The 24610-nt window shown below is 72.5% G+C and carries 18 protein-coding genes and 1 tRNA gene; 11 read left to right on the forward strand and 8 right to left on the reverse strand.

The window, feature by feature from the left end; translation table 11 throughout:
• Positions 1-69: 69 nt before the first annotated feature.
• Both IE318_RS21140 and IE318_RS21145 read left to right on the forward strand, forming a co-directional pair.
• A complete protein-coding gene (locus IE318_RS21140) occupies positions 70-549 on the forward strand; it encodes an SSI family serine proteinase inhibitor (protein ID WP_189902615.1) in 480 nt (159 codons plus the stop codon).
• 248 nt (positions 550-797) lie between these two features.
• Positions 798-5384 carry a hybrid sensor histidine kinase/response regulator gene (locus IE318_RS21145; RefSeq protein WP_189902618.1) on the forward strand — a complete coding sequence of 1529 codons (4587 nt, stop codon included), beginning with the start codon at positions 798-800 and terminating at the stop codon, positions 5382-5384.
• Between the two features lie 133 nt (positions 5385-5517).
• Here IE318_RS21145 and IE318_RS21150 read toward each other — a convergent pair whose 3' ends face one another.
• The 3 genes from IE318_RS21150 to IE318_RS21160 all read right to left on the reverse strand — a co-directional run bounded on the left by IE318_RS21150 (position 5518) and on the right by IE318_RS21160 (position 8614).
• Positions 5518-7194 (reverse strand): long-chain fatty acid--CoA ligase, encoded by a 1677-nt coding sequence (locus tag IE318_RS21150; protein ID WP_229903646.1) that lies wholly within the window; start codon positions 7192-7194, stop codon positions 5518-5520.
• 197 nt (positions 7195-7391) lie between these two features.
• Complete coding sequence (locus IE318_RS21155) at positions 7392-7952, reverse strand: SigE family RNA polymerase sigma factor (protein WP_189902620.1); 561 nt, start codon at positions 7950-7952, stop codon at positions 7392-7394.
• A gap of 350 nt (positions 7953-8302) precedes the next feature.
• Positions 8303-8614, reverse strand: a complete 312-nt coding sequence (locus IE318_RS21160) for a hypothetical protein (RefSeq protein WP_030168736.1) — start codon at positions 8612-8614, stop codon at positions 8303-8305.
• 448 nt (positions 8615-9062) lie between these two features.
• On the opposite strand from IE318_RS21160, the gene IE318_RS21165 reads away from it, so the two are divergent.
• The 3 genes from IE318_RS21165 to IE318_RS21175 all read left to right on the forward strand — a co-directional run bounded on the left by IE318_RS21165 (position 9063) and on the right by IE318_RS21175 (position 11605).
• Complete coding sequence (locus tag IE318_RS21165) at positions 9063-9941, forward strand: bifunctional DNA primase/polymerase (RefSeq protein ID WP_189902623.1); 879 nt, start codon at positions 9063-9065, stop codon at positions 9939-9941.
• Between the two features lie 291 nt (positions 9942-10232).
• On the forward strand, positions 10233-11027 hold the full coding sequence (locus tag IE318_RS21170) for an amidase domain-containing protein (RefSeq protein WP_189902626.1): 795 nt from the start codon (positions 10233-10235) through the stop codon (positions 11025-11027).
• 20 nt (positions 11028-11047) lie between these two features.
• Positions 11048-11605, forward strand: a complete 558-nt coding sequence (locus IE318_RS21175; protein WP_189902628.1) for a hypothetical protein — start codon at positions 11048-11050, stop codon at positions 11603-11605.
• A 208-nt stretch (positions 11606-11813) separates the two neighbouring features.
• Here IE318_RS21175 and IE318_RS21180 read toward each other — a convergent pair whose 3' ends face one another.
• The 3 genes from IE318_RS21180 to IE318_RS21190 form a co-directional block, all read right to left on the reverse strand.
• Complete coding sequence (locus IE318_RS21180) at positions 11814-12473, reverse strand: NADPH-dependent FMN reductase (RefSeq protein WP_189902630.1); 660 nt, start codon at positions 12471-12473, stop codon at positions 11814-11816.
• Positions 12474-12782: 309 nt separating this feature from the next.
• Positions 12783-12867: transfer RNA gene (locus IE318_RS21185), tRNA-Ser, on the reverse strand.
• A gap of 104 nt (positions 12868-12971) precedes the next feature.
• On the reverse strand, positions 12972-14546 hold the full coding sequence (locus tag IE318_RS21190) for a S1C family serine protease (RefSeq protein ID WP_189902632.1): 1575 nt from the start codon (positions 14544-14546) through the stop codon (positions 12972-12974).
• Positions 14547-14802: 256 nt separating this feature from the next.
• Here IE318_RS21190 and IE318_RS21195 point away from each other — a divergent pair, with 256 nt between their 5' ends.
• From IE318_RS21195 to IE318_RS21205, 3 genes are all read left to right on the forward strand, one after another.
• Entirely contained in the window at positions 14803-15630 is an 828-nt protein-coding gene (locus IE318_RS21195) for a glycerophosphodiester phosphodiesterase (protein WP_030168723.1), read from the forward strand.
• Positions 15631-15854: 224 nt separating this feature from the next.
• Entirely contained in the window at positions 15855-16415 is a 561-nt protein-coding gene (locus IE318_RS21200; RefSeq protein ID WP_229903647.1) for an ATP-binding protein, read from the forward strand.
• Positions 16416-16579: 164 nt separating this feature from the next.
• Complete coding sequence (locus tag IE318_RS21205) at positions 16580-17545, forward strand: DUF5926 family protein (RefSeq protein WP_189902636.1); 966 nt, start codon at positions 16580-16582, stop codon at positions 17543-17545.
• A 291-nt stretch (positions 17546-17836) separates the two neighbouring features.
• Here IE318_RS21205 and IE318_RS21210 read toward each other — a convergent pair whose 3' ends face one another.
• Positions 17837-18445, reverse strand: coding sequence for a hypothetical protein (locus tag IE318_RS21210; RefSeq protein ID WP_229903648.1), 609 nt, complete (start codon positions 18443-18445; stop codon positions 17837-17839).
• A 245-nt stretch (positions 18446-18690) separates the two neighbouring features.
• A complete protein-coding gene (locus IE318_RS21215) occupies positions 18691-19356 on the reverse strand; it encodes a bifunctional DNA primase/polymerase (protein WP_189902638.1) in 666 nt (221 codons plus the stop codon).
• Positions 19357-19973: 617 nt separating this feature from the next.
• On the opposite strand from IE318_RS21215, the gene IE318_RS21220 reads away from it, so the two are divergent.
• The 3 genes from IE318_RS21220 (at position 19974) to pdxR (ending at position 24554) form a co-directional block, all read left to right on the forward strand.
• Positions 19974-21404 (forward strand): PP2C family protein-serine/threonine phosphatase, encoded by a 1431-nt coding sequence (locus IE318_RS21220; protein WP_373311235.1) that lies wholly within the window; start codon positions 19974-19976, stop codon positions 21402-21404.
• 161 nt (positions 21405-21565) lie between these two features.
• Positions 21566-23044, forward strand: a complete 1479-nt coding sequence (locus IE318_RS21225; protein WP_189902641.1) for an aminopeptidase P family protein — start codon at positions 21566-21568, stop codon at positions 23042-23044.
• 46 nt (positions 23045-23090) lie between these two features.
• On the forward strand, positions 23091-24554 hold the full coding sequence (gene pdxR, locus IE318_RS21230; RefSeq protein ID WP_189902643.1) for a MocR-like pyridoxine biosynthesis transcription factor PdxR: 1464 nt from the start codon (positions 23091-23093) through the stop codon (positions 24552-24554).
• The last annotated feature ends 56 nt before the right edge of the window (positions 24555-24610 follow it).

Consider the following 24610-nt stretch of genomic DNA (forward strand, 5'->3'; position numbering starts at 1 on the left):
CTTGCCGTGGCGTCGCCGGGTCCGCGTCGTGGGGCGCAACGTCACGGGGTCCGGCGCGTTAGTCCGGGCATGGTGCAGTTCAGCTCACGCTCCCCGCGCCGCCCGTTGCGGCGGCTCCTGCTCGGGGCCTCTGCCTCCGTCGTCGCGTTCACCGCGCTGTCCGCCCTGCCCGCCGCCGCCTCGGCCGGCGCGCCGCCGCCCGTCCGGGACGAGGACCGGGCCGGCGATCACCTCACCGTCACCGTGCGGCACGCCGGTGGCGGGAGGGACGGGACGTTCGAGCTGTACTGCCATCCCGGCGGTGGGAGCCATCCGGACGTGCGGGGCGCGTGCGGGGTGCTCGACCGGGGCACGCGGTGGGGCCGTGACACCTTCGCCCCCGTGCCGCGGGACAGCGTCTGCACCATGCAGTACGGCGGGCCGGCCACCGCCCGCATCACCGGGACCTGGGCCGGACGGCCCGTCGACGCGACGTACGACCGCGGCGACGGCTGCGAGATCGGCCGCTGGGACCGGCTCGTGCCGCTCCTGCCCGACCTCGGTTCCTGAGGCCCGCGGTCCGGATCCCGGAGTCGATGAGCGTCGTGATTCAGGAGTCGGTGAAGGTCGTGCGGAGGTCGTGCGAAGCGGAATCGTACGGTCACGGGTTCGACGTCACTTCCTCGTGCGACCTCCCTCTCATCCGGCGTCGCGGGCGCAACCTCAGCGCATAGACTCGCTCGCGTGACACGCTGCGGGCCGGTTGGCAAGATGACCCCCGCGGTCGGCAAGGTGCGGTAACAGGGAGGAAGCGTCTCGTGAGCAGCAGGCCATCCCGAGGCGCTGCTCGCCTCGCTGCCATACTCGACGCCCTGCCCGACGCCTTGGTGCTGGTCAACGCCAACGGCACCGTCGTCAACGCCAACACCATCGCCCTGGAGGCCTTCGAGACGCCGGGCACGGCTCTGGTGGGGCGCGGGCTGCTCGATCTGCTGCCGCAGTTCGACTCCAAGCTGATCCCCGGCTCCATGCGCCGCCCCGACCACATCGACCCGCGCGGGCGGACCAAGCCGACCCGGATGACGGCGCGGCGCACCGACGGCACCGAGTTCCCGGTCGAGGTCACGAGCGCGAATCTGGAGAACGGCCAGCAGGCCTACGACGGCTCCGGCTACACCGGCGACGAGCTGCTGATGCTGGTCGTGCGCGACCTGTCCGGCACCGTCGACACCGAGGCGGAGCTGGCCCGTTCGCAGCGGCAGACCGAGATGATCCTGCGGGCCGCCGCCGAGGGCGTCGTGGGTACCGACACCGACGGGCGGATCGTGCTCGTCAACCCCGCCGCCGCCCAGATCCTCGGCTATCGGGCCGGTGAGCTCGGCGGCCGCGAGCTGCACACCCTCGTGCTGCACTCGCGCACCGACGGCTCCCCCTTCCCGTACGAGGAGTCGCCGCTCTCCGACACCCTGCGCTCCGGCCGCAAGCACCGGGTGCGCGGACAGGTGCTGTGGTCCAAGGCCGGGGACAAGGTCCCCGTCGACCTGACCACCGCACCCGTGCGCGACGGCGACCAGCTCGTCGGCGCCGTGATGACCTTCACCGACCGGCGCCCCTACGACGCCCTCGCCGAGGAGAAGGCCACCGCCGAGCAGCAGCACGCCGAGGAGCTCGAACAGCTCGCCGAGGAGCACGCCTCCGAGCTCACCGCCCTGCGCCAGCAGCACGTCACCGAGATCGAGGAGCTCACCGAGCGGCACGCGGAGGAACTCGCCGCGAACGAGGAGCGGTACGCCGCGCTCGGGGAGCGGGAGAAGGACCGCTACGAGGCACTGGCCGCCCGCCACGAGCAGTTGCTGACGCTGCTGGGCGGCTCCCTGCGCGGCCCCCTCGACGAACTGCGCCGCGAGCTGTCCGCCCTCGCCGCCGACGACGCCGGCCAGCTGTGGCCCGAGGCCAACCAGGTGCTGCACCACCTGTCGGCCGGCTACTCGCGCATCACCACCCTCATCGACAACGTCCTCTCCTACCAGCGCCTCGATGTCGGCAGCGAGCAGATCACCCGGACCAAGGCCATGCTCGACGCCGTGGTGGCCGCCGGCGTCGACGGGGCCGTGGAACTCGTCGGGCCCGGACGGGTGCAGTTCGCCGTGCACGCGCCGCCCATCGAGGCCGAGGTCGACTCGCGCCGGCTCGCCACCGCGCTCGCGCATCTCGTCGCGGACGTCGCCGGCGTCGACGCGACCGGCAACGCGCCCGTGTCGGCGGGCGGTTACATGGACAACACCGTGGTGGTGGCGGCGGCGCAGCGCGGCAACGTCGTACGGATCGAGGTGCGCGGGCCGTACGCCGGGGGAGACCCGGTGCACCAGCCGATCGTGCGCGGGATCGTCCGGGCGCACGGCGGTGTGCTGCAGACCCATGAAGTGCCCGGCATGAGCGGCAGCGCCTACGTCCTCGAGGTGCCCATCGGGGGCGGCGCCGGGGCCGTGGCCCACGACCACCACGGCCGGGCGGGGGTTGTGGCCGTCGCGGACGCGGGGTCCGGGGCAGAGCTGGAGCCGGCGGCGAACTCGGGTCCGGAGACGGGGTCGGCGTTCGGTGCAGGGGGCGTATCGGCGGAGATCGCCGTGCCCGCGCAGGCCTCCGGTGGCGGACGGCGTCGGGCCCGCCGGTCTTCCACGGACGCGTTCCTGGAGGGCGACGGCGAGGGCGACGCCTCCACTTCCGATTCCGATGGCCGGACCACTCCGACCGGGCGGCGCAGGAGGCGTCCGGCCGAGGAGCCCGCGCCGGTTCCTGCCCAGGCCCAGGCTCAGGGCTCGGCCCAGGGAGCCGAGGTGTCCAGCGGTACGGGTCGGCGGCGCGGACGGCCCGCCGAGGACCCGGCCGTGGCCGAGGGCGCCGTGGTCACGGCGGCCGAGCACGCGGCGGGAGCGGCGGCCTCCGGTTCCGGCCTGGGCGGCACGGTGCCGCCGCAGGGCATGCCCGCGCCCAGCGGACGGCGTGCCCGGCGCGAGTCCGGTGAACCCCATGCTCTTCCGCCCGCGCTGCCCGTGGCGCCGGATGCCGCGGCCGGCCCCGTTGCTTCCGCCGGTTCCGTCGACGGTTCCGCCTCCGCGCCTGCCCAGCAGCCGACCGGGCGGCGTCGGCGTGCCCTCGCGGCGGCGACCGAGCGTGCCGCCGCCCAGGAGGCGGCTCCTCGTACGGTCTTCGCCCTGCCGCCCGCCGACGCGGACCGGCCTGCGTCCGAGTCCGCGCCCGTGCCCACACCGATGCCCGTGCCCGCGGCGCAGGGGCCGGGAGTACCGCAGCAGGTTCAGATTCCGGAGCAGGCCGCCGGTCCCGGATCGGGTGCCGGATCCGGTGCCGACGCGGGGCAGCACGACGCCGTGTCCGCCGGGCAGGCCGACGACCACACGCCCCCGCAGCCGCATCCCACGAACGCGCCGACCGGGCGACGCCGACGGGCGGTGGCCCAGTCGCCGGAGCCCGCGGCAGCGGCCGCCGCGACACCGGCGCAGGGCGTGCCCGCGCAAGGAACGCAGGGAACGCCCGGGCACGGCGTGCCCGCTCAGGGTGGTCCGGTGGTGCAGGGTCTTCCGGGGCAGCCGGTCGCAGCGCAGCAGCCTCCGGTGCAGGCGTCTGTCCAGGGCCCGCCGGCCCAGGAACAGGCCGCCACCGGCTCGCCGCTCCCGGCCGAGGCCGCTCCCGTGCACGGCACCCCGACAGCGGGCACGCCGGCACACGCCACCTCGGCCCAGGGCCTCCCCGCCCCGGCCGCCCCCGTCGCACAGCAGACTCCCGCCGCGGGTACACCGGCCCCGCAGCCGTGGCCCGGCACAGGTGACGCTTCCAGTACGAGCGTCCCCGTACCGCCGAACGGCGCCGCCGCGCCCGTACCGCCGCAGGGTGTGCCGGCTGCTCCGGCCGGCCCGACCGGGGCGGGCGCCCCCCTGCCCCCGAACGCCTCCGGTACGCCGCCCCACGGCACCCCGGCCCACGGCACGGTCCCCGGCACCCCGCTGCCGCCCGAGCAGACCGCTGCACAGCCGGCCGGCCAGCCCGTCGCCCAGGCCCCTCAGGCCCCGCAAGCCGCACAGCCCTCCGGGCGGCCGGTCGTTTCGCCCGTCCCCGGTGGCGGTGTTCCGCGGGTGGCCCAGCCGCTGCCCGCCGAGGCCGCCGTGGCGGGCGACCCGAACTCCACCCAGGGCCGGGCGATCAGCGTGCGGACGCTCGGACAGGGCGTGCCCTTCAGCCGTCAGGCCGCCCAGGTGCAGCAGCCGTCGGCCACGCCGCCCCCGCACACGCCGGGCGGTTCAGGCCGCCGCCGCAAGCTGGGCACGCCCCCGGACCCGGCCGCCGCACGCCCCGAACAGCGGCCCGAGCAGAACGCGCGCCCGCACCCGTCGGCCGAACAGGCCCCCGCGCAACCGTCCCTGGGCGGTTCCCCGATGGGCCCGGCCCCCGCGGCCTCTGCCGCACCGGCGGTCCCCGGGGCCCCGGCGCAGCCGTCGCCGCCCCCCGGGCAGCCCCGGCTCGCGCAGACCACCGAGGGCGCCGGACGGTCGTACGCCATAGGAGCCCCGGACGAGAACGCCGCCGAGGGACCCGAACCGCTGGACGGCCCCGGCGGTGCCGTCGAGGTCGCGGACATGCCGCGCCCGCAGCCGATGGACGACGAACTGCCGCCGGAGCCGCTCGACAACCCGCGTCGGCTGCTGGTCTGGCCGGCCCCCGACGCCACCACGCAGCAGGCGCTGAGCGACCGCGGCTACCGGCCGGTGATCGTGCACTCGCGCGAGGAGGTCGACGCGCAGATCGCGGCCTTCCCCGCCGCACTCTTCGTGGACCCGCTGACCGGGCCGATCACACGCACCGCGCTGCAGTCGCTGCGGCAGGCGGCGGTCGCCGCGGAAGTGCCCGTGCTGGTCACGGCCGGGCTCGGGCAGGCGACCCGCGAGGCCGCCTACGGCGCCGACCCCGCCGTACTGCTGAAGGCGCTCGCGCCGCGCGACAGCGAGCAGCACCCGCCGCGCGTGCTGCTCGTCGAGGAGCACGCGGAGATCGCGCTCGCGCTGACCGCGACGCTGGAACGGCGTGGCATGCAGGTGGCGCGAGCCGCGAGCGACGGCGACGCGGTGACGCTGGCGGGGCAGTTCCGGCCCAACCTGGTGGTGATGGACCTGATGCAGGTACACCGCGGCCGGGCCGGGATCCTGGACTGGCTGCGGGCGAACGGGCAGCTCAGCCGCACCCCGCTCGTCGTCTACACGGCCGCCGTCGACCAGGCGGACCTGCCGCGGCTGGCCTCCGGCGAGACGGTGCTGTTCCTGGCCGAGCGGTCGACGAGCGGCGAGGTCCAGACGCGGATCGTCGATCTGCTGGCCCGCATCGGCACCAACTAGGAATCGGCGCCCACTGGGCGGCCCGCCTCCGCAGGCGCGCAGGCCGCACAGGAGGGCCCGCCCTCACCGGTCTCCCGGAGGGCGGGCCCTGCCTTGGCGGCTCGACTGTACGAGGGCTGCGGCCGTGTGACGTCTACAACTGCGTGACGTCGAGTTCCCCGTCGGCGTACTGCCTGCGCAGCACCTTCTTGTCGAACTTGCCGACGCTGGTCTTCGGAACCGCCTCGACGATCGTCCAGCGCTCCGGGAGCTGCCACTTGGCGATCTTCCCTTCCTCGGCGAGAAAGACGCGCAGGCTCTCGAAGTCGGCGGCGGCGCCCGGCTTGAGGACGACCGTGGCCAGGGGACGCTCGCCCCACTTGTCGTCGGGGACGGCGACGACGGCGGCCTCGGCGACGTCCGGGTGGGACATCAGGGCGTTCTCCAGGTCCACCGAGGAGATCCACTCGCCGCCGGACTTGATGACGTCCTTGGCGCGGTCGGTGAGGGTGAGGTAGCCGTCCGGGCTGATCGTCCCCACGTCGCCGGTCTTCAGCCAGCCGTCCTCGCTGAACTTGTCGGCGGGGCGCAGCGGTTCGGCGTCGGGGCCGTTGTAGTAGGCCCCGGCGATCCACGCGCCGCGGACCTCCAGCTCGCCCGCCGACTCGCCGTCCCAGGGGAGGCGTTCGCCGCCGGGGCCGGTCAGCCGGGCCTCGACGCCGGCCGGGAAGCGGCCCTGGGTGAGGCGGTAGCCCAACTCCTCGTCGGTGCCGACCGCGTACGCGGGCGGGCGGGCCACCGTGCCGAGCGGGGAGGTCTCCGTCATGCCCCAGGCGTGGCAGACCCGCATGCCGAGCTTGTCGAAGGCCTCCATGAGGGAGGGCGGGCAGGCCGAGCCGCCGATGGTGACCTGGGTGAGGGAGGAGACGTCACGGGGGCGGGCGGTCAGCTCGGCGAGCAGGCCCTGCCAGATGGTGGGGACGGCGGCGGCGTGCGTCGGCTTCTCGCGCTCGATCATCTCGGCGAGCGGGGCGGGCTGCAGGAACCGGTCCGGCATCAGCATGTTGACGCCGGTCATGAAGGTGGCGTGCGGCAGGCCCCAGGCGTTGACGTGGAACTGGGGGACCACGACGAGCGAGGTGTCCTGGTCGGTCAGGCCCATGGACTGGGCCATGTTGACCTGCATGGAGTGCAGGTAGATCGAACGGTGGCTGTAGACCACGCCCTTGGGGTCGCCGGTGGTGCCGGAGGTGTAGCACATGGCGGCGGCCTGGCGCTCGTCGAGCTCCGGCCAGTCGTACGTGGTCGGCTTGCCGGCGATCAGGTCCTCGTACTCGTGCACCTGCGCGGAGGCGCCGTCGAGCGGGGAGCGGTCGCCGGGGCCGGAGACGACGACGTGCTCGACCGTCTTCAGCTGCGGCAGCAGCGGGGCGAGCAGCGGGATCAGGGAGCCGTTGACGATGATCACGCGGTCGGCCGCGTGGTTGACGATCCAGGCGAGCTGCTCGGCGGGCAGGCGCAGGTTGAGGGTGTGCAGCACCGCACCCATGGAGGGGACCGCGAAGTACGCCTCGACGTGCTCGGCGTTGTTCCACATCAGGGTCGCGACCCGGTCGTCGCCGCGGACGCCGAGGTCGTCACGCAGGGCGTTCGCCAGCTGTACCGCGCGCCGGCCCGCCTCGGCGAAGCTGCGGCGCTGCGGCTCGCCCTCCCCGGTCCAGGTGATGATCTGGGACCGTCCGTGCACCAGCGCCCCGTGGACGAGGATGCGGGTGACGGTCAGCGGTACGTCCTGCATGGTGCTCAGCACGGCGTCCTCCCGGAGCGGCATGGCCTACGCGGTGGTAGGGGCATTGCCTACGCGGTAGTAGGGTTCGCGCTGATTCTGCGCACATACCACGTGGTATGTCACTAGGGGCGGACGATCGATCAGGTGACCTTCTGGACGAACGCCTCCCGCCGGCGCCGGCCGGGGACCCGCCTCGGCGGGCTCGGGAGCCCGCATCGGCAGGCTCGCGTCGCCCCGCCTCAGCGGACCAGCCCGAGCTCCGGATCCTCGCGCAGCTTGCCGAGCGCCCGGGAGACCGCCGACTTCACCGTGCCCACGGAGACGCCGAGCACCTCGGCCGTCTGCACCTCGGAGAGGTCCTCGTAGTACCTGAGGACGACCATCGCCCGCTGCCGCGCGGGCAGCTTCATGATCGCCTGCCACATGGCGTCGCGCAGCGCCTGCTGTTCCGCGGGGTCGGCCGCGCCCGGCGCGGGCTCCGGCTCGGGCAGTTCGTCGCAGCTGAACTCGTCGACCTTGCGCTTGCGCCACTGCGACGTACGGGTGTTCAGCAGCGCACGGCGGACGTAGCCGTCGAGCGCCCGGTGGTCCTCGATCCGCTCCCACGCGACGTACGTCTTGGCGAGCGCGGTCTGCAGCAGGTCCTCCGCGTCGCTCGGGTTCGCGGTCAGCGACCGGGCGGTGCGCAGCAGCACCGACTGGCGAGCCCGCACGTACGACGAGAACGACGGATACGCCAGGCTCTGCGTCGCCGCCGGTACGGCGGCGGTCGACGCGCTGGTGCAGACGGGTGTGGTCATGCCTCCACGCTAGGAGCGCGGACCCCCGCGGCGTATCGCCCGCAGGTCCTGAAGCGGAGTCCCCCTCAGGTTGTAGGGGTGGGGTTGACCGCACCTCCTGAAGGTGGACGAGGGACCGGTCCGTACTGCGGGTTCACCCCTGGGTGACGCCCGGGTCACGCCGTCCGCCGGTTGCCGGAAGCGCGGAGCACCCCCGCGCGGCGCACGGAGAACTCCCGCGCCGAGCACGGAAAACGCCTGCGCGGCGGCACCGAAGCACCGCCGCACGGACGTGTGTTGCATCCCCACGAGCAGACCCACATGAGTTCAGGGCCGGCGGATCCCCGGTGTGCGTGCCGGCCCGCCCCGGCTCACCACAGGGGGGAGAAGTCGATGGCGACGTTCCTGTTGCCCTGCTGGATGGCGGTGAACGCGGAGCCGTTGACCTGGGCGGTGTTGCTCTGGTTCGAGGCGCCGTAGCCGACCGCCTGCTGCTGCGTGGTGGACGAGTTGCCGTTGTTGTTGTGGCCGACCCCGCTGCCGACGACGCCGGCGATGCCCGCGTTCGATCCGTTGTCCGCGAAGGCACCGTTGTCCGCGGCCGCGACGCCGGCGAAGAGGGCCGCCGCGAGGGGGATGGCGGTGACGGCGGCGAGAACGCGGGCGGTACGGATGCTTGCCATATTGCTCCTCCAGTACGAGGTACGCACCGGCTGCCTGCCGGAGTACGTGACACTGCGTGAAGCTGCGTGAAGCTGCCTGAACTCTGAGAACTCTGAACTACGGCTGTCACCAGGGAAGTTGGCCGACCACCCCGGCGGTTTCTCACGACGTCGCAAGATCAGAGTTGCCCACGGACCTCCGGCGAACCACCCCGGAAGCCGTGATTCGCACGCAAGCGTGAGGACAAGTCGATAAACCCCCTTCACCACCTTTCTTGCCCCACAGCCCCCACAGCGGACCGAACCGGTCCCCGACCACCCAAAGCCACCCCCAGCCGCCGCAAGGGCTGAAGCGTTCCGCCAAACCCCCACCACGAACCCCCTCGAAAATCGACAAATCCCCGCGCAGACCCCGGCGCGCCGCACCTTCCCCCTTCCCTTCTTCGAACACGCATACGAAACTGAAGTCATGGCCACCATCGACCGGCAGGCCACGACGCTGGCCCTCGCACACGCACTGTCAGCCGCCGAACGCGGACTGGCCGTCATCCCCCTGTCCCGGACGAAACTCCCGGCCCTGCGCTCCCCGCACCGCGCCGACGCACCCGACCCGGCCCGGCCGCGCTGCCACGGCGAGTGCGGCCGCTTCGGCCACGGTGTGTACGACGCCTCCACCGACCCCGCCCGCATCCGCGAACTGTTCGCCGCCGCTCCCTGGGCCACCGGCTACGGCATCGCCTGCGGCCTGCCCCCGTACCACCTGATCGGCGTCGACCTCGACACCAAGACGGGCACGGACGCCCCGGCGGCCCTGCGCGAGATCGCCCTGCGCCACCTGTTCACCATCCCGCCCACGGTCGTGGTCATGACCCCCAGCGGCGGCCGCCACCTGTGGCTGAGCGGACCGCCGGACGTCGTCGTCCCCAACTCGGCCGGCCGGCTGGCCCCCGGCATCGACATCCGCGGCGCCGGCGGCTACCTGGTCGGCCCCGGCTCCCGCACCGAACACGGCGTGTACGCCACCGCCCCCGGCACCGCCCACCTCGCACCCGCTCCCTGCCCACGGGCCCTGCTGAGGCTCCTTCTCCCGCCGCCCCGCACACCCCGCCATCCCGCACCCCCGTCGACGGGCGGGCACGGCCAGGGCCTGGTGCAGTTCGTCCTGGGCGCCCACGAGGGCCAACGCAACACCCGCCTGTTCTGGGCGGCCTGCCGCGCCTACGAGAACGGCATCGGCCCCGACCTCGCCGGCCCCCTGCTCGCCGCCGCCCTCCACGCCGGCCTCCCCGAACACGAGGCCCGGGCCACCCTCGCCTCAGCAGCCCGCCTGACAGGACACCGGCCGTGAGGGCCCTTCGGGAATCGGCAACACGACGAGTCGGAACTTCTTGAGTCGTGCCCGGTCCGACAACCGGCCGGCAGGAACCCACGCATCCACCGCTCCATCTTCCTAGCGGGTCGTCGACTTCCGTCGGCTGCCAAGGGCGACATGACCGGCCAAACCACCCATATCAGGCCAAAAATCAATATTTCATTGCCTCGCGCTGGCTACCGACGGGTAACCTCAGCGGGTCCCGACGCCGCACACGCAACACGGGCGGGCGGCCGGGAACCATTTCACAGGGGGAAGGACCCGACCTTGCGCAACAAGCTCGGCCGTACGATCACCGGCGCAGCAGTACTCGCCCTGACCGCCACCGGCGTCGCCACAGGACCGGCGGACGCCTCCACGGACGTGGGCGACGCCGCCTCCGCAGTCGTTCCCGACGCGGTGTGGACCGCGAACGGCTGGCCCGCGCCTTCAGCCGACCCGCACCTTCCCGACGCAAGCGGCAACATCCCCGCCGACCAGGAGGAGGCGCCGCAGCCGCTCATCGACGAAGGCGTCTACGGCCCCGACACCGATTCGGCGTCCGCGTCGGCAGAGCCGACAGGGCCGGCAGCGGCAGCCTCGGTGATCAGCGGCAACGGAACGGCCAACTGGGCGTACAACAACCTGGACACCAAGTGGGAGTACAGGACCGACTGCGCGAACTTCGTCTCCAAGGCCCTGTACCACGGGGGCGGGATGCAGATGCGCCCCGGCGGTCGTAAGGCCGACAACGCCTGGTGGCAGGGCAAGTACGGGTTCGGCAAGAGCTGGAGCTGGACGAGCGCGGACTACCTCCGGCGGCACGTGACCAAGTGGCGGAACGCCGCGACCGTTCCGCACGAGTACAACGCCAAGGTGGGGGATCTCGTCTTCTTCAAGTGGAAGAAGGAGAAGGTCTACAACCACGTGGCGATCGTCTCGGCCATGGTGCAGGGACACGCGAGGATCGTGCAGCACGGCCTCAAGAACGAGACCACTCTCCACGAGGTGATCGATCGGTACAGCCACACCTCGAACCCGATCGAGAAGGTCACCATCGTCAGGCCCAAGACCCGCAAGTAACCGAGTAACAAGGACGTGAGATGCCGAGGTTGAAGCAGAGCCATACAGCGGCCGGATGGCTGGCGGCGGCAATGCTGCTGACGTCTGGATGCGCTGCCCTCGACAACAGCTCTGCCGATGCCAGAGGGTCGGATGCGTCCTACGAGCAGGCGTACGCCGACCACGAGCCGTTGCACGTGGTCGGCTACCCCTCCACTGGCTCCCTGCTGGTGATGCAGGAGCTCGTGTGGGACATCGCCGACGGCAAGACGGACGCCCTTCGCAAGCTGGCCACCAGCGACAGCAGTGAGTCGGAGGCCACCAAGACCGCCGAGAACTGGATCAAGGGTTTCGGCACCGGCGCCCGCGGAAAAGTGACAGGCGATTTCTACGACGGCGGTTCGGAACGCCAGGTCGTGGTCCTGTACTTCCATGACTCCCGTCAGGTCAAGGAATTCACCGTCCGACTCGATGGTGACGCGGGCAAGGAGAACTGGCGGGTCCTGATGAAATCGACCGACTTCAAGGATGCCGTCCACGCCCCCACCTGGGCGCCGAAGGAACCGGGAGGCACCGGCTCCAGGACGAACAACAACTGATCGCATACAGAAGGGGCGCCGTCGCCGGGGGTGGCGCACAGGAGCGCGCCCTCCCCGCCGGGCAGGGTCTCCGGGTACCGGCGTGCAACAGCTCGAGGCACTTACATCCGACGAGAACGCCGGCGTCCGCGAGGAGGCTTTGCGGTTCGTCGGGAGCGCGCCAGAGGCAGTAGCAGGAGCGAGGACCTGAACTTGGGGCGTCCCGGCATCACTTCTCGGCCCGCTGCGTGATGGCTGCCTCGGTGCGGTCGCCCAGGAACTCGTACCAACGGCGTTCGAGGCAGACGTAGCGCACGTCCGCTTCGACGAGGCCGAGGAAACCCGACACAGTCTCGGTGAGACGTTGTTGCAACCCCGGGTCGGCCAGTGTTCCGTCTTCGGCGAAGGCCTGATAGCTGTTGGCCACGCTGAACATGTCCGGATAGACACGGGTGCCCAGGTGTTCCAGAGGAATCCTCAGGGCCCACAAGCCGCGGTTGCCGCCGACCAGCGACGGCGAGGCGGAGACGAGCAGCGCGTGCTTGGTCTTGAACGGCTGCGGCCGGACACGCGAGACCCAGTCGATCGCGTTCTTGAGCACTCCCGGCACGGAGGCGTTGTACTCCGGCGAGGAAATGACGAAAGCGTCGCTCTGCTCGAGCCGGTCGCGCAGGGCCAGGACGCCGGGCGGCAGTCCTTCGCCTGCCTCCATGTCGCCGTCGTACAAGGGCATGTCGAAGTCGCGCATGGAGGCGAGGTCGACGGCGGCACCGGTGTCGGAGATGAGCCGGGCCACGAGGGAGGCGAGGCGGGCGTTGGTCGAATCGGCCCGCAGGGCCGCACCGAAGACCAGGAATCGCAGCGGACCGGGAAGCGTGTCCGTGGGCATGGGTCCGTCCTTCCGTCGCGGGCGAGCGCCTCCGAGAGGGTGCCCCACCGACCAGTGTGGTTGCCCAGCGGCGGTCACGCGACAGGGCCGGGAGCCGACGGGCCCGACCCGGTCAGGACGATCGTTCGGTCCCTGCAAGAGGTGGTGCGCGGTCGGTGCCGGCAACCAACAACGCCAGAAACCCACGGCATCCGAACTCGTCAGAGCCGTGGGCTTCCGCGGCCTCGCTGGTCAACGGGACCAGTGATCAGTAGACCTGACGCGAACGGCCCCAGACCGTATCGCCTGGTCAGGGGCCGTTTTCGCGGGCGGTGGGTGTGGGATTTGAACCCACGGTGGCTTGCGCCACGACGGTTTTCAAGACCGTTCCCTTAGGCCGCTCGGGCAACCCACCTCGCGCCTGCCTGGTCGGTGGCGCGGGGACAAGAGTAACGGGTCGGCACGCGCACGCGCGGGTCGGTTGTTCCGAGGGAACGACGGCCCGCGGGTGCGGGAAGGTCAGTTGTCGCCGATGCGGGAACCGAGGGTGACCTCGGTCGTGTGCTCCTTGCCGTCGCGCTTGTAGGTGATCTTGACCTGGTCGCCGGGCTTGTGGGTCCAGATCTCGCCGATGAGGGTGGGGCCGGAGTCGATCACCGAGTCGTCGAGCCGGGTGATGACGTCGCCGGGCTTGAGGCCGGCCTTGGCGGCGGGGCCGCCCTGCTCCACGGCGTCGGAGCCGGCGGCGCCCTGGTCGGTGATCTTGGCGCCGCTCGTCGAGTCCTCCAGGGAGACCGACGCGCCGATCTTGGCGTAGACCGGCTTGCCGGTCTTGATCAGCTGCTTGGCGACGTACGCGGCCTGGTTGATCGGGATGGCGAAGCCCAGGCCGATCGAACCGGACTGGCCGGAGCCGCCGAGCCCGCCGCCGCTGGAGGACTGGATCGCGGAGTTGATGCCGATGACCGCGCCGCGGGCGTCGAGGAGCGGTCCGCCGGAGTTGCCCGGGTTGATGGAGGCGTCCGTCTGCAGGGCGCTCATGTAGGACGCCTTGCTGTCGCCGCTGCCGTCGCTGGAGGCGACCGGGCGGTTCTTGGCGCTGATGATGCCCGTCGTCACCGTGTTGGACAGGCCGAAGGGGGCGCCGATGGCGATCGTCTCGTCGCCGACGGCCACCTTGTCGGAGTTGCCGAGGGCGAGCGGCTTGAGATCCGACGGCGCGTTCTTGAGCTTGATGACCGCGACGTCGTAGCCCTGCGCGTGGCCGATGATCTCGGCGTCGTACTTCTTGCCGTTGGGGAAGGTGGCGGTGAGCCTGCCGCCGTCCACCGCGTCGGCCACCACGTGGTTGTTGGTGACGATGTGGCCCTGGGTGTCGAACACGAAGCCGGTGCCGGTGCCGCCCTGGCCGTTGGTGCTCTCGGCCTCGATGGTGACGGTGCTCGGCAGCGCCTTGGCCGCCACGCCCGCGATCGAGCTGGGGTCGCGCTTGACCTGCGCGGCGCCGGTGTCGGAGGCGGAGACCGTGGTGGAACTGGTGTCGTCCTTCTTGGCCAGCGTGTAGCCGATGCCGCCGCCCAGGCCGCCCGCGACCAGTGCGGCCACGAGCACCGCGGCGACCAGGCCGCCGCGGCGGCCCTGGGGCTTCGGCGCCGGCTGCTGGTACGGCGCGCCCCAGCCCGACCCCCAGCCGGAGCCGCCCGAGCCGTCGCCCGAGCCGCCTCCCGGACCGCCCGCCGCGCCGCCACCGGCATCGCCGCCAGCGTAGGCGGGCGTGTGGGGCGGGGGCGGCGGCCAGGAGCCATCCACGGGCGAGCCGCCGGGGCCGGCAGGACCGGTGGGGCCGACGGGGCCGTGAGGGGAGTCGGTGGGGCCGTGGGACTCGGCGCCGGGGGCGGCGGATGCCTGTACCCCGGGGGCCGGCGGTGCCGACGGTGCCGGCGGGTTCTGCGCCTCCGGTGTGCCGGCGGGCGGGGTCATGGGGGCGCCCCCCTGGGGGGCGGGCGGCTGCGGGGAAGCTGCGGGAGATTCCACCGGCACGGGAGGTGCGGACGGGGCCGGGGGTACCGCGGTGCCCTCGTTCTCGGTGCTCACAGCTCTTCTCCTCGATCCACGGCTGTTGTTGTCGGTCGCACTCGGTCACGCGTCACGCCTGCCGACGACCCGGCGTGCTCCAGCTGTGCATGTGCATCTGTACGACGTCAGCTTTTCCCACGGGCCGTCAGAGCACCATAAGCGGTGCCTGTGGGTCCGATGGCATTCTTTATATAGGTCATCTCACATGAAACGGACAAATTATCGACGCCCGATCGCCGTCACTCGCACCCCGCCGCAGTGGCACCATGACGCGGTGACCCACGTACGGCAGCACCACATCCAAGTCGTCGCCCACCGCGGAGCCTCCGAGGCCGCCCCGGAGCACACGCTGGCCGCCTACCGCAAGGCCATCGAGGACGGCGCGGACGCCCTCGAGTGTGACGTACGCCTGACCGCGGACGGGCACCTGGTGTGTGTGCACGACCGCCGGGTCAACCGTACGTCGAACGGGCGCGGCGCGGTGTCCGCCCTGGAGCTCGCCGACCTCGCCGCACTCGACTTCGGCGCCGGGCGGACGCGGGCCTTCTGGCGGGGCCGGGACGAGGAGCCGGACTGGGAGGTGCGGCCGGAGGATCCCGAGGACACCTCCGTGCTCACCCTGGAACGGCTGCTCGAACTCGTCGCCGACGCCGGGCGGCGGGTGGAGCTGGCCATCGAGACCAAGCACCCCACGCGGTGGGCCGGGCAGGTCGAGGAGCGGCTGCTGGTGCTCCTGAAACGGTTCGGCCTGGACGCCCCGGCCTCGGCGGAGGAGTCGCCGGTGCGGGTGATGAGTTTCTCGGCGCGCTCGCTGCACCGGGTGCGGGCCGCCTCACCGACGCTGCCGACGGTCTATCTGATGCAGTTCGTCTCGCCCAGGCTCCGGGACGGTCGGCTCCCGGCGGGGATCCGGGTCGCCGGCCCCTCGATCCGGATCGTGCGCGGTCACCCGGCCTACGTCGAGCGGCTGAAGCGGGCGGGGCACCAGGTGCACGTGTGGACCGTGAACGAGCCCGAGGACGTCGATCTCTGCCTCGGCCTGGGCGTCGACGCCATCATCACCAACCGTCCGCGCGCGGTCCTGCAACAGCTCGGCCGCTGATCGGCCGCGGGCCTTGACCGGTACGGCCGGAGGCACCATCCTCCGTTTTCGGCCACTCCTCAAGAAATCCAGCCACATACTGCGGTGTCATGACAGGGAGTGCTCCGGCGCGTTCGCTGTGTGTTCGATCGTTGCGAATGCGTCACCGGACGCGGAATGGCCGGTTTCCGGTTCAGGCCAATGGGGCATCCACACCGTGGCGTGGGGCGAAGGAGGTCTCGGGGGTGGCGTTGGTGGTGGCACAGGAGGTGCCCACGTCGTCGAGCATGGCCGTACCCCATGGCCCTGCGGGCGTGGGGGAAGCCAGACGTCGGATGCGCGATCAGTTGCGCAGAGGCGGCGTGGCGGAATCGGTCATCGACGATGCCGTACTGATCCTTTCCGAGCTTCTGAGCAATGCGTGCAAGCACGGCAGGCCGCTGGGCGGCATGTCGGCCGGTGACGGCGACGTACGGGCCGCGTGGCGCGTGGACGTGTGCGGCCGGCTGGTCGTCGAGGTGACGGACGGCGGCGGCCCCACCCGTCCGGCCCCGGCCACTCCCTCGGTCACCGCGCACGGCGGGCGCGGGCTGAACATCATCACGGCGCTCTGCGACGACTGGGGCGTACGCGACGACATCCACGGCGAGGTCACGGTGTGGGTGGTCGTCCACGGCGACGTCCACGACCCCGACGCCGGCCGCGTCGGCCACCGTCGCGACGACTTCGCCACCCGCATCGCGGCCCCGGCGGTGGCGGCACTGCCCGAGATGGGCTTCGCGGACGTCTTCGACGACCTGGACTAGGGACCGAGCGAGCGGCCCGAGCCCCGAGGAGGGGCCGCTCGGTGTTCGTACGGCTGCTCCTGCGTTGTCCACATGCGCCGCCTTGTCCACAGCTTCCCGTCGTTGAGGGTGTGAACGACTAGGCTCGCGCCGTACGAGACGAGCCGTAACCGGGAGACACCCAGATGGCCAAGAAGCGACCCCAGACGAAGGCCAAGCGCCCGCAGCTCACGGACGGAGAGATCCCGGTGGTCGGCGCCCGCGAGCCGTGCCCCTGCGGCAGCGGCCGGCGCTACAAGGCCTGTCACGGCCGGGCCGCGGCGCACGCGGTGACCGAGCTGGTGCAGCGGCCGTTCGAGGGACTTCCCGGCGAGTGCGACTGGGTGGCGCTGCGCGAGCTGGTGCCCGCCGCCACGGTCGAGCTGACGCTCCGGGACGGCCTGCCCGAGGGCGTCCCGTCGGTCACCCTGGCCACGGTCCTGCCGATGGCCTGGCCCGCGCTGCGCCGCGACGACGGCTCGGTGCTGCTCGGCCTGCAGAACGACACGGCGTCCGGCGACATCAGCCGCGACCTCGCCGACACCCTCCTGCGCGCCCTGGAGGCCGAGCCCGGCACCCCGGTGCAGGGGCGCCGCGCCCCGGCCGAGGGCCCGCGGCTGCAGGACCTGCTCGACGCCGAGGCGCCCTTCGAGCCCGTGGTGCACACGGGCTTCGAGTTCTGGGTCCCGGACGCGGAGAACGCGACGCCGGACGTCACCGCGTCCCTGGAGCGGGCCAACGCCGCGGCCATCCCGACCGTGCGGCTGCAGGGTGTCGATGCCGCGTACTGGTGCGAGACGCCGGAGAAGAACCATCTGCGCTGGGTCATGCCGCACCCGGAGGAGCAGTTGCTGGACGCCCTCGCCCGGCTGCACGCGGCGGGCCGCTCGAGCCTCGGTGAGGGCACCCGCCTGGTCGGTTCCTTCCGCGCCCACGGTCTCACGGTGCCCGTGTGGGACCTGCCCAACGGAGTGGGCGCCCAGGACGTGGAGAAGCCGGCCGCCGAGTTCGCCGAGCGGCTGGCCGCCGCGCTGGCCACGGATGCTCCGCTGACCGCCGACGAGCGCCGCGCCCGCGGCGGCCTGACCAACCGGCAGGTCACCCTCAGCTGATCCGCCGACCCGGCGATCCGCCGATCCACCGCCCGATCCCCGGCTTCGGCTGACCGACCGGTCAGCCGAAAAGTCTTGCGCAGAGCGAGTGACTCCAGTCACAACTCCCGGACCGTGCGGGCGAGTCGGTGACCGGAAAGGCAACCCAGAACATGACTGGAAAGCCGGGATCGAATTTGCGAACCGCCGATCTCTTGTTACCGTTCCAGTAGCCCGGTTGCTGGTGCATCCCCCGTCGCCAGCAACCGGGTCTTTCCGTCCGCGTCGTCGCTCACCGAGCGCAGCCGAGCATCAACCGCCTGTTCTCTCGGGTGAGTTGCTCCCCGAACGCAGCAGCAGCGGACCGCGTCCGCCACGCTCGTTGCTGCCGTCCTGTCCGGCGAACTCCGCGACGGCGCTGTAGGCGGTCGGCAGCCCCCGGGTGTGCTCCCGGGGTGTCTCACACGTCCCCGGTTCGTCGTCGCCGTCCAGGGCGCAGTGCGTCTGCACGGTGCGGTCGCCGGGGCCCATGAAGGTCAGGGCGGCGTCCAGGGGTTCGCCGCTCGCGTTGCGGTAGTAGGTGCGACCCCAGCTCTCGGTGCCCTGGGTCAGCACGCAGGTCTGCGCCTCGATGCCCTCGGGCGAGGAGACCTCCGGGCCGCAGCGGGCGGCGGTCGCCAGGCCCAGGCCGAGCAGCGCAGGGGTCGGCGTCCCGCTCGAGCGGGGCAGGCCGGGTTCGGCGGACGGCATCTTGTCGTCGCCGCTCGGCTGGAGACGTACGGCGGAGGGCGCGCCCACACCGCCCCGGTCGCCGACCTGACCCGCGGACGCCACGGCCAGTGGCAGCGCGAAGGCGCACGCCACGACGGCCACGAGGGCGTAGAGGCGAACGCGCCGGGGATCCAGCCGACCGCGCCACACGGATCGGCTTCCGCGCCCGCTCTCCCGCCGAAGTCCCCGCCGCACGTCCTGCCGGAGCGCCCGCCCCGCGTCCTGCCGAGGCTCCCGCCGACGCTCCCGATCGCCTGCCCGTTCGCTGTCCCGCCGACCGTCCCGTCCGCCCCCGCGCCCGGTTCCCCGCCCGCTTCCCTGTTCCTCGGAATGACGCAGCATAAAGGGACGATAACGATCAGATCGGGCATCCCGCCCCGGCGCGCCCGACGCCCTTACAACTCGGGCGCGCTCACACCCGTACGAGTGAGGGCGTCCACGACCGCGTCCACCACGGCCTCCACATCCGGCACCCACGGCGAGGCGGAGCCGGGTAACGGCGCGCGCTCCCAGCGGATCTGCCCGGCCCCGGTCTCGGAAGGGGGCAGGGCGAGGTAGCCGCCCTCGCCGTGGAAGCGGAGCGAGCCGGGCACGAAGTCCTTGGCGTGGAGGAGTTCGCCGAGCTGCTCCAGGGAGTAGGGCTTGACGAGGATCGACCAGCGCGTGGGCGAGGCCACCACCGGGCCGAGCCGCATGCCGACACGGTCGAGCGCACCGAGAGCACGAGCGGCGGCGAGGGCCGGCAGGCTCACCGCGCAGGGGGCCGTGCCACCGGTGGCCAGGATGATCGGCGCGGTCGGCCGGTTGGTCCACCACCAGCCCACCATCCGGGCGTCGGTGGTGGCCGCCAGCAGACCGGGGTCGAAGGGGTGTGCGCCGGGCACCGTGCACTCGGGGTCGGGGCAGCCGCAGCGGCCCGGGTGCCGCGGATCCTGCGCCACGCCCGGGAGTACCGGCCACCGCCACTGGGTCGCGAAGGTCAGGGCCGCGCTGATCGGCTCAGGCCTCCCGTCGCTGCGCCGGGACAGGAGCCTGCGTCGCCTTCCGGGGATCTCGCGCATGAGCGCTCGTTCCTTTCCGTTGCACCGCTGGCAACACCGTGGGCCACATCACACCATGGATCGATCACTTCACTGTGCGTACCTGTTGGCGCATCACGCCCCTGCCTTCAGGCGGGGGTACCCCTATGGGCCGAGCATTGACTGCTTTCCGCGGCAGCCCCGTCCGTGCGTCTACCAGGAGCACGGGCGTGGCGTGGGGTGGCGGAGCATGGCGTTTTGCTGTCGCGCGTTCTGCTCTCCGCCGCCTTCACGCGAGGATGGGGCACGGTCGTCGGTGGCTAAGACGCCCGGGTCCATCACCAGGTTCCGGGTGACTCTCAACCACCCCTGGCCTTCTCCGAGTACGTACCCATCACGACCGCTGTGACGCTCTGTGGAGCAAACCCAGTCGACCGCAATAGACCGTTACCCGAGGCAGTTTCAAGCCAACTTGATTGTTGCGCAAGGGGGCTGAAGAAAGACCCGTACGGGCTCCTGGACACCAGGAATCCCGGCAGGACAATGCTGGACATCCCCTCACGAGTGCGTGTACATGTGGAGACACTGCTGGCGGCGCAGAAGACATGGGGGTTTGCGATGCTTTCGAGCAGTACGCGCCGGTCGGAAAGCCGGACGCCATGAACGCCCCTCACCCTTCGAAAGTGGCTGGAATCGATTCAACGGTTCCCGCTCCCGCACACACTGTCCCGCCCGTTCCCTCAGCCCCGGGCACCTCTCCGGCCGCCACCGCCCACGACGCGCACTCCCCCCACACCCCGTACCCGCCGGGCGCCCTGCTGCAGGACCGGCTCGCCGGCTGGGTCTCCGACCTGACGACCCTGCACGAGCTGACCGAGCGGCTGGCCCGTACGGACCGGCTCGACGCCGCCCTGAAGGAACTGCTGCGCGCCGGTGCCGCCCTGGTGGGCGCCCGGCGCGGTCTCGTCGTCCTGGAACCGGACGACGGACTGGGCCCCCGCACCACCATCGGGCTGGGACTCGCCCGCGCCGATCTCGGGCACATCGAGACCGTGCCGCGCGGCGTGATGCCGTACGGCGCGCTTCTCGACACCGCCGCCGGACTGCCGGGCGGCACCGGCGAGATCGTGCGCCCCGACCTGTTCGCCGAGGACGGCCTCGACCCCCGCCACCGGGAGGTGGCCGCCCGCCTCGGCTACGCCGCCGGCTACGCGCTGCCCCTGTCCACCGAGGCCGCCGGCCGCCTCGGCGCCGCCCTGTGGCTCTACGACGAGCCCGCCGAACCCGCCGAGCGCCCACGCCATCTCGCCGGTCTCTACGTCCGCTTCGCCACCGAGCACCTGGCGCGCCTGCTCGACTGCGAGCGCACGCGCGCGTGCATGGCGACGATGTACGAGGAGCTGCTGCCCACCCGGCTGCCGCGCGTCCCCGGGGTCCAGCTCGCCGCCCGGCACCGCACCGGCCCGCGCGGGGGCGGCGACTGGTACGACGCGCTGCCGCTGCCCGAGGGCGCGCTCGGTCTCGCGGTCGGCTCGGTCACCGGCTCCGGCCCCGGCGCGGTCGCCGCGATGGGCCGGCTGCGCGCCTCCCTGCGGGCGTACGCGGTGATGGAGGGCGAGGACCCGGTGGCCGTCCTCTCCGACCTCGAACTGCTGCTGCGGCTGACCGAGCCCGCCCGCTCCGCCACCGCCCTGTTCGCCTACTGCGAGCCGGAGCTGCGCCGGATCACCCTGGCCGGCGCCGGGCACAGCCCTCCACTGCTGCTCGGCGGGCGGCGCACGGAGTTCGTGGAGACGTCCGTGTCCGCGCCGCTGGGCATGCTCGCCTGCTGGGAGGCGCCCAGCGTGGAGTTCCAGGTGGCCGCGGGCGAAACGGTGCTGCTCTACACCGACGGGCTGCTGCACCGCACCGGCGATCCCGTCGACCGTGCCTTCGCCCGGCTGCACGCGGCGGCGGCGAGCGTCCCGCGCGCGGTGCGCCACGACGTGGGGGCGGTCGCCGACCATGTGCTGCGCACGGTCCTGCCGAACGGCCTGGACAGGACCGACGGCGCGGAGGACGTGGCACTGCTGGCGGCGCGCTTCGACTAGGGCTCCACCAGGGCTCTACGGTTCGCACAGCGCTTCCGACGGTTCGGCCAGTGCCTCCGGCGGTTCGGCCGGTGCTCCCGGTAACAGGTGCTGCCGCCTCGGGCCCCTTCCGTACGACCGTACGATGGGGGTGGTCCAGTGCCGTACCTAGGAGGAAGACCGTGTCGGAGGAGCTCACCACCCCGGAGACCCCGGAGAACGAGTCCGAAGAGCCGATCAAGCAGCGCAAGAACGGCCTGTACCCGGGCGTGTCCGACGAGCTCGCCGAGAACATGAAGTCCGGCTGGGCCGACACCGAGCTGCGCGACCTGAAGCCGATCGAGCAGGCGGAGCACACCGCCCGCCGTCGCGCCGCGCTGTCCGCGCGCTTCCCCGGTGAGCGCCTGGTGATCCCCGCGGGCAACCTGAAGACCCGCTCCAACGACACCGAGTACGCCTTCCGCTCCTCGGTCGAGTACGCCTACCTCACCGGCAACCAGACCGAGGACGGCGTGCTGGTCCTGGAGCCGACCACCTCCCCGGACGGCACGAGCGGCCACCGGGAGACGATCTACCTGCTCCCCCGCTCCGACCGGGAGAACGGCGAGTTCTGGCTCTCCGGCCAGGGCGAGCTGTGGGTCGGCCGCCGCCACTCCCTGGCCGAGGCCGAGCAGCTGTACGGCATCCCGGCCTCCGACGTGCGCGAGCTGCCTCAGAAGCTGAAGGAGGCCACCGGCCCGGTCCGTGTGGTGCGCGGCTACGACGCCGGCATCGAGGCGGCCCTGACCGACAAGGTCACCGGCGAGCGCGACGAGGAGCTGCGCGTCTTCCTGTCCGAGGCCCGGCTGATCAAGGACAAGTTCGAGATCGGCGAGCTGCAGAAAGCCGTCGACTCCACGGTCCGCGGCTTCGAGGACGTGGTGAAGGTCCTCGACAAGGCCGAGGCGACCAGCGAGCGCTACATCGAGGGCACGTTCTTCCTCCGCGCGCGCGTGGAGGGCAACGACGTCGGCTACGGCACCATCGCCGCCGCCGGCCCCCACGCCTGCACGCTGCACTGGGTCCGCAACGACGGCCCGGTCCGCTCCGGCGACCTGCTCCTGCTGGACGCGGGCGTGGAGACGCACACGTACTACACCGCCGACGTCACCCGCACCCTGCCGATCAGCGGCCGCTTCTCCGAGATCCAGAAGAAGATCTACGACGCCGTGTACGAGGCCCAGGAGGCCGGCATCGCGGCGGTCAAGCCGGGTGCCAAGTACCGCGACTTCCACGACGCCGCCCAGCGCGTGCTCACCGAGAAGCTGGTGGAGTGGGGCCTGGTCGAGGGCCCCGTGGAGCGAGTCCTGGAGCTCGGCCTGCAGCGCCGCTGGACGCTGCACGGCACCGGCCACATGCTCGGCATGGACGTCCACGACTGCGCCGCCGCGCGCACCGAGACGTACGTCGACGGCACGCTGGAGCCGGGCATGGTCCTCACCGTCGAGCCGGGCCTGTACTTCCAGGCCGACGACCTGACCGTGCCGGAGGAGTACCGGGGCGTCGGTGTCCGCATCGAGGACGACATCCTGGTCACCGAGGACGGCAACCGGAACCTCTCGGCGGGCCTGCCGCGCCGCTCCGACGAGGTCGAGGCCTGGATGGCGTCGCTGAAGGGCTGATGCGAGTGTGAGGGCCGGGCACCACAGGAGGTGCCCGGCCATTCACATGCCTAGGGGGGTTTTCGTGGACGTGCACCGGGACGACTTCTGGTCCGGTGTCGGGGTGGACCTGCATCTGGAGCCGGACGCGGCGGACGGCCGCCGGACCGGGCTCGAGCGGGCGCTCCGGGACGCCGTGCGGGACGGACGGCTGGCGCCCGGGACCCGGCTGCCGGCGACCCGGCGGCTCGCCGCCGAGCTCGGCATCTCACGGGGCACCGCGAAGGCGGCGTACGACCAGCTGGTCGCCGAGGGGTACCTGACGGCGCGGCAGGGCTCGGGCACCCACGTCGCCGCGCTGCCGGCCGTCGACGCGGAGCAGCCCGGGGCGGCGGCACGCGCGCGTGCGCCCCGTTTCGATCTGCGGCCCGGCAGCCCGGACGTCGGGGCGTTCCCGGCGGCGGCCTGGCTGCGGGCGCTGCGACGCGCCATCGCGACGGCGCCCTCCCTGGCGTACGACTACGGTGATCCGCGCGGCCGGATCGAGCTGCGCACCGCGCTGTCGGGCTATCTGGGGCGGGCGCGCGGGGTGATCGCGCCGCCGGAGCGGATCGTGATCACCTCCGGGTATGTGCAGGGGCTGGCGCTGCTCACCCGCGTCCTGGACGGCGGCACGGTCGCCATGGAGGACCCCGGGCTGCCCTTCCACCGGGAGGTGGTGCGGCGCAACGGCTCGAGCGTGGTGCCGGTACGGGTCGACGACCGGGGCGCCCGCGCACACGAACTGGGCGAGGAGAGCGCCGTGGTCGTCACGCCGGTGCACCAGTTCCCGACCGGCGTGACCCTGCATCCCGAGCGGCGGCGGGCTCTGACCGACTGGGCACGCGCGCGTGGAGGGCTGATCGTCGAGGACGACTACGACGGCGAGTTCCGCTACGACCGCCAGCCCGTGGGCGCCCTCCAGGGCATGGCGCCGGGGCAGGTCGTGTACCTGGGCACCGCCTCCAAGACCCTCGGCCCCGCTCTGCGGCTGGGCTGGATGGTGCTGCCGCCGCACCTGGTCGACGCAGTGGCCGACGCCAAGCTGCACAGCGACCACCACACCGAGAGCATCGGCCAGCTGGCGCTCGCCGAGCTCATCGAAAGCCACGCCTACGACCGGCACGTACGCGCCTGCCGGCTGCGCTACCGGCGCCGCCGCGACCAGCTCCTGGACCGGCTGGGCTCCCGCCATCGGGTGCGCGGGATCGCCGCCGGGCTGCACGCCCTGATCGACGTCGCCGACGAGGACGAGGTGCTGGCCCGCGCGGAGGCGGAGGGGCTCGCGCTCGGCCACCTGGGCGACCACTGGCACGGGCCCGGACCCGGTGACGGCTCCGGCTCCGGCCTCGGTGACGGCTCCGGCTCCGGTGCCGGTGACGGATCCGGCGCGGGCCGGCCGCAGGGGCTGGTCGTCGGCTACGGAACGCCCCGGGAGCGGGCGTATCCCGAGGCACTGGCCGTGCTGGCGACGGTTCTTGACGGGGCGTAAGGCCTTCGGCCCGTCCGTACAAGTGGACCACTCGAGCGGGCGGCCATTGGGTCTGT

Origin of the sequence: Streptomyces spiralis, from assembly GCF_014654675.1 — a bacterium.
GTDB classification, from domain to species: domain Bacteria; phylum Actinomycetota; class Actinomycetes; order Streptomycetales; family Streptomycetaceae; genus Streptomyces; species Streptomyces spiralis.

Coding starts and splice junctions, on each gene's coding strand:
- IE318_RS21140 (WP_189902615.1), top strand. CDS start 70: ATGGTGCAGTTCAGCTCACGCTCCCCGCGCCGCCCGTTGCGGCGGCTC.
- IE318_RS21150 (WP_229903646.1), bottom strand. CDS start 7,194: ATGCCGCTCCGGGAGGACGCCGTGCTGAGCACCATGCAGGACGTACCG.
- IE318_RS21155 (WP_189902620.1), bottom strand. CDS start 7,952: ATGACCACACCCGTCTGCACCAGCGCGTCGACCGCCGCCGTACCGGCG.
- IE318_RS21160 (WP_030168736.1), bottom strand. CDS start 8,614: ATGGCAAGCATCCGTACCGCCCGCGTTCTCGCCGCCGTCACCGCCATC.
- IE318_RS21165 (WP_189902623.1), top strand. CDS start 9,063: ATGGCCACCATCGACCGGCAGGCCACGACGCTGGCCCTCGCACACGCA.
- IE318_RS21175 (WP_189902628.1), top strand. CDS start 11,048: ATGCCGAGGTTGAAGCAGAGCCATACAGCGGCCGGATGGCTGGCGGCG.
- IE318_RS21180 (WP_189902630.1), bottom strand. CDS start 12,473: ATGCCCACGGACACGCTTCCCGGTCCGCTGCGATTCCTGGTCTTCGGT.
- IE318_RS21205 (WP_189902636.1), top strand. CDS start 16,580: ATGGCCAAGAAGCGACCCCAGACGAAGGCCAAGCGCCCGCAGCTCACG.
- IE318_RS21215 (WP_189902638.1), bottom strand. CDS start 19,356: ATGCGCGAGATCCCCGGAAGGCGACGCAGGCTCCTGTCCCGGCGCAGC.
- IE318_RS21220 (WP_373311235.1), top strand. CDS start 19,974: ATGAACGCCCCTCACCCTTCGAAAGTGGCTGGAATCGATTCAACGGTT.
- pdxR (WP_189902643.1), top strand. CDS start 23,091: ATGCCTAGGGGGGTTTTCGTGGACGTGCACCGGGACGACTTCTGGTCC.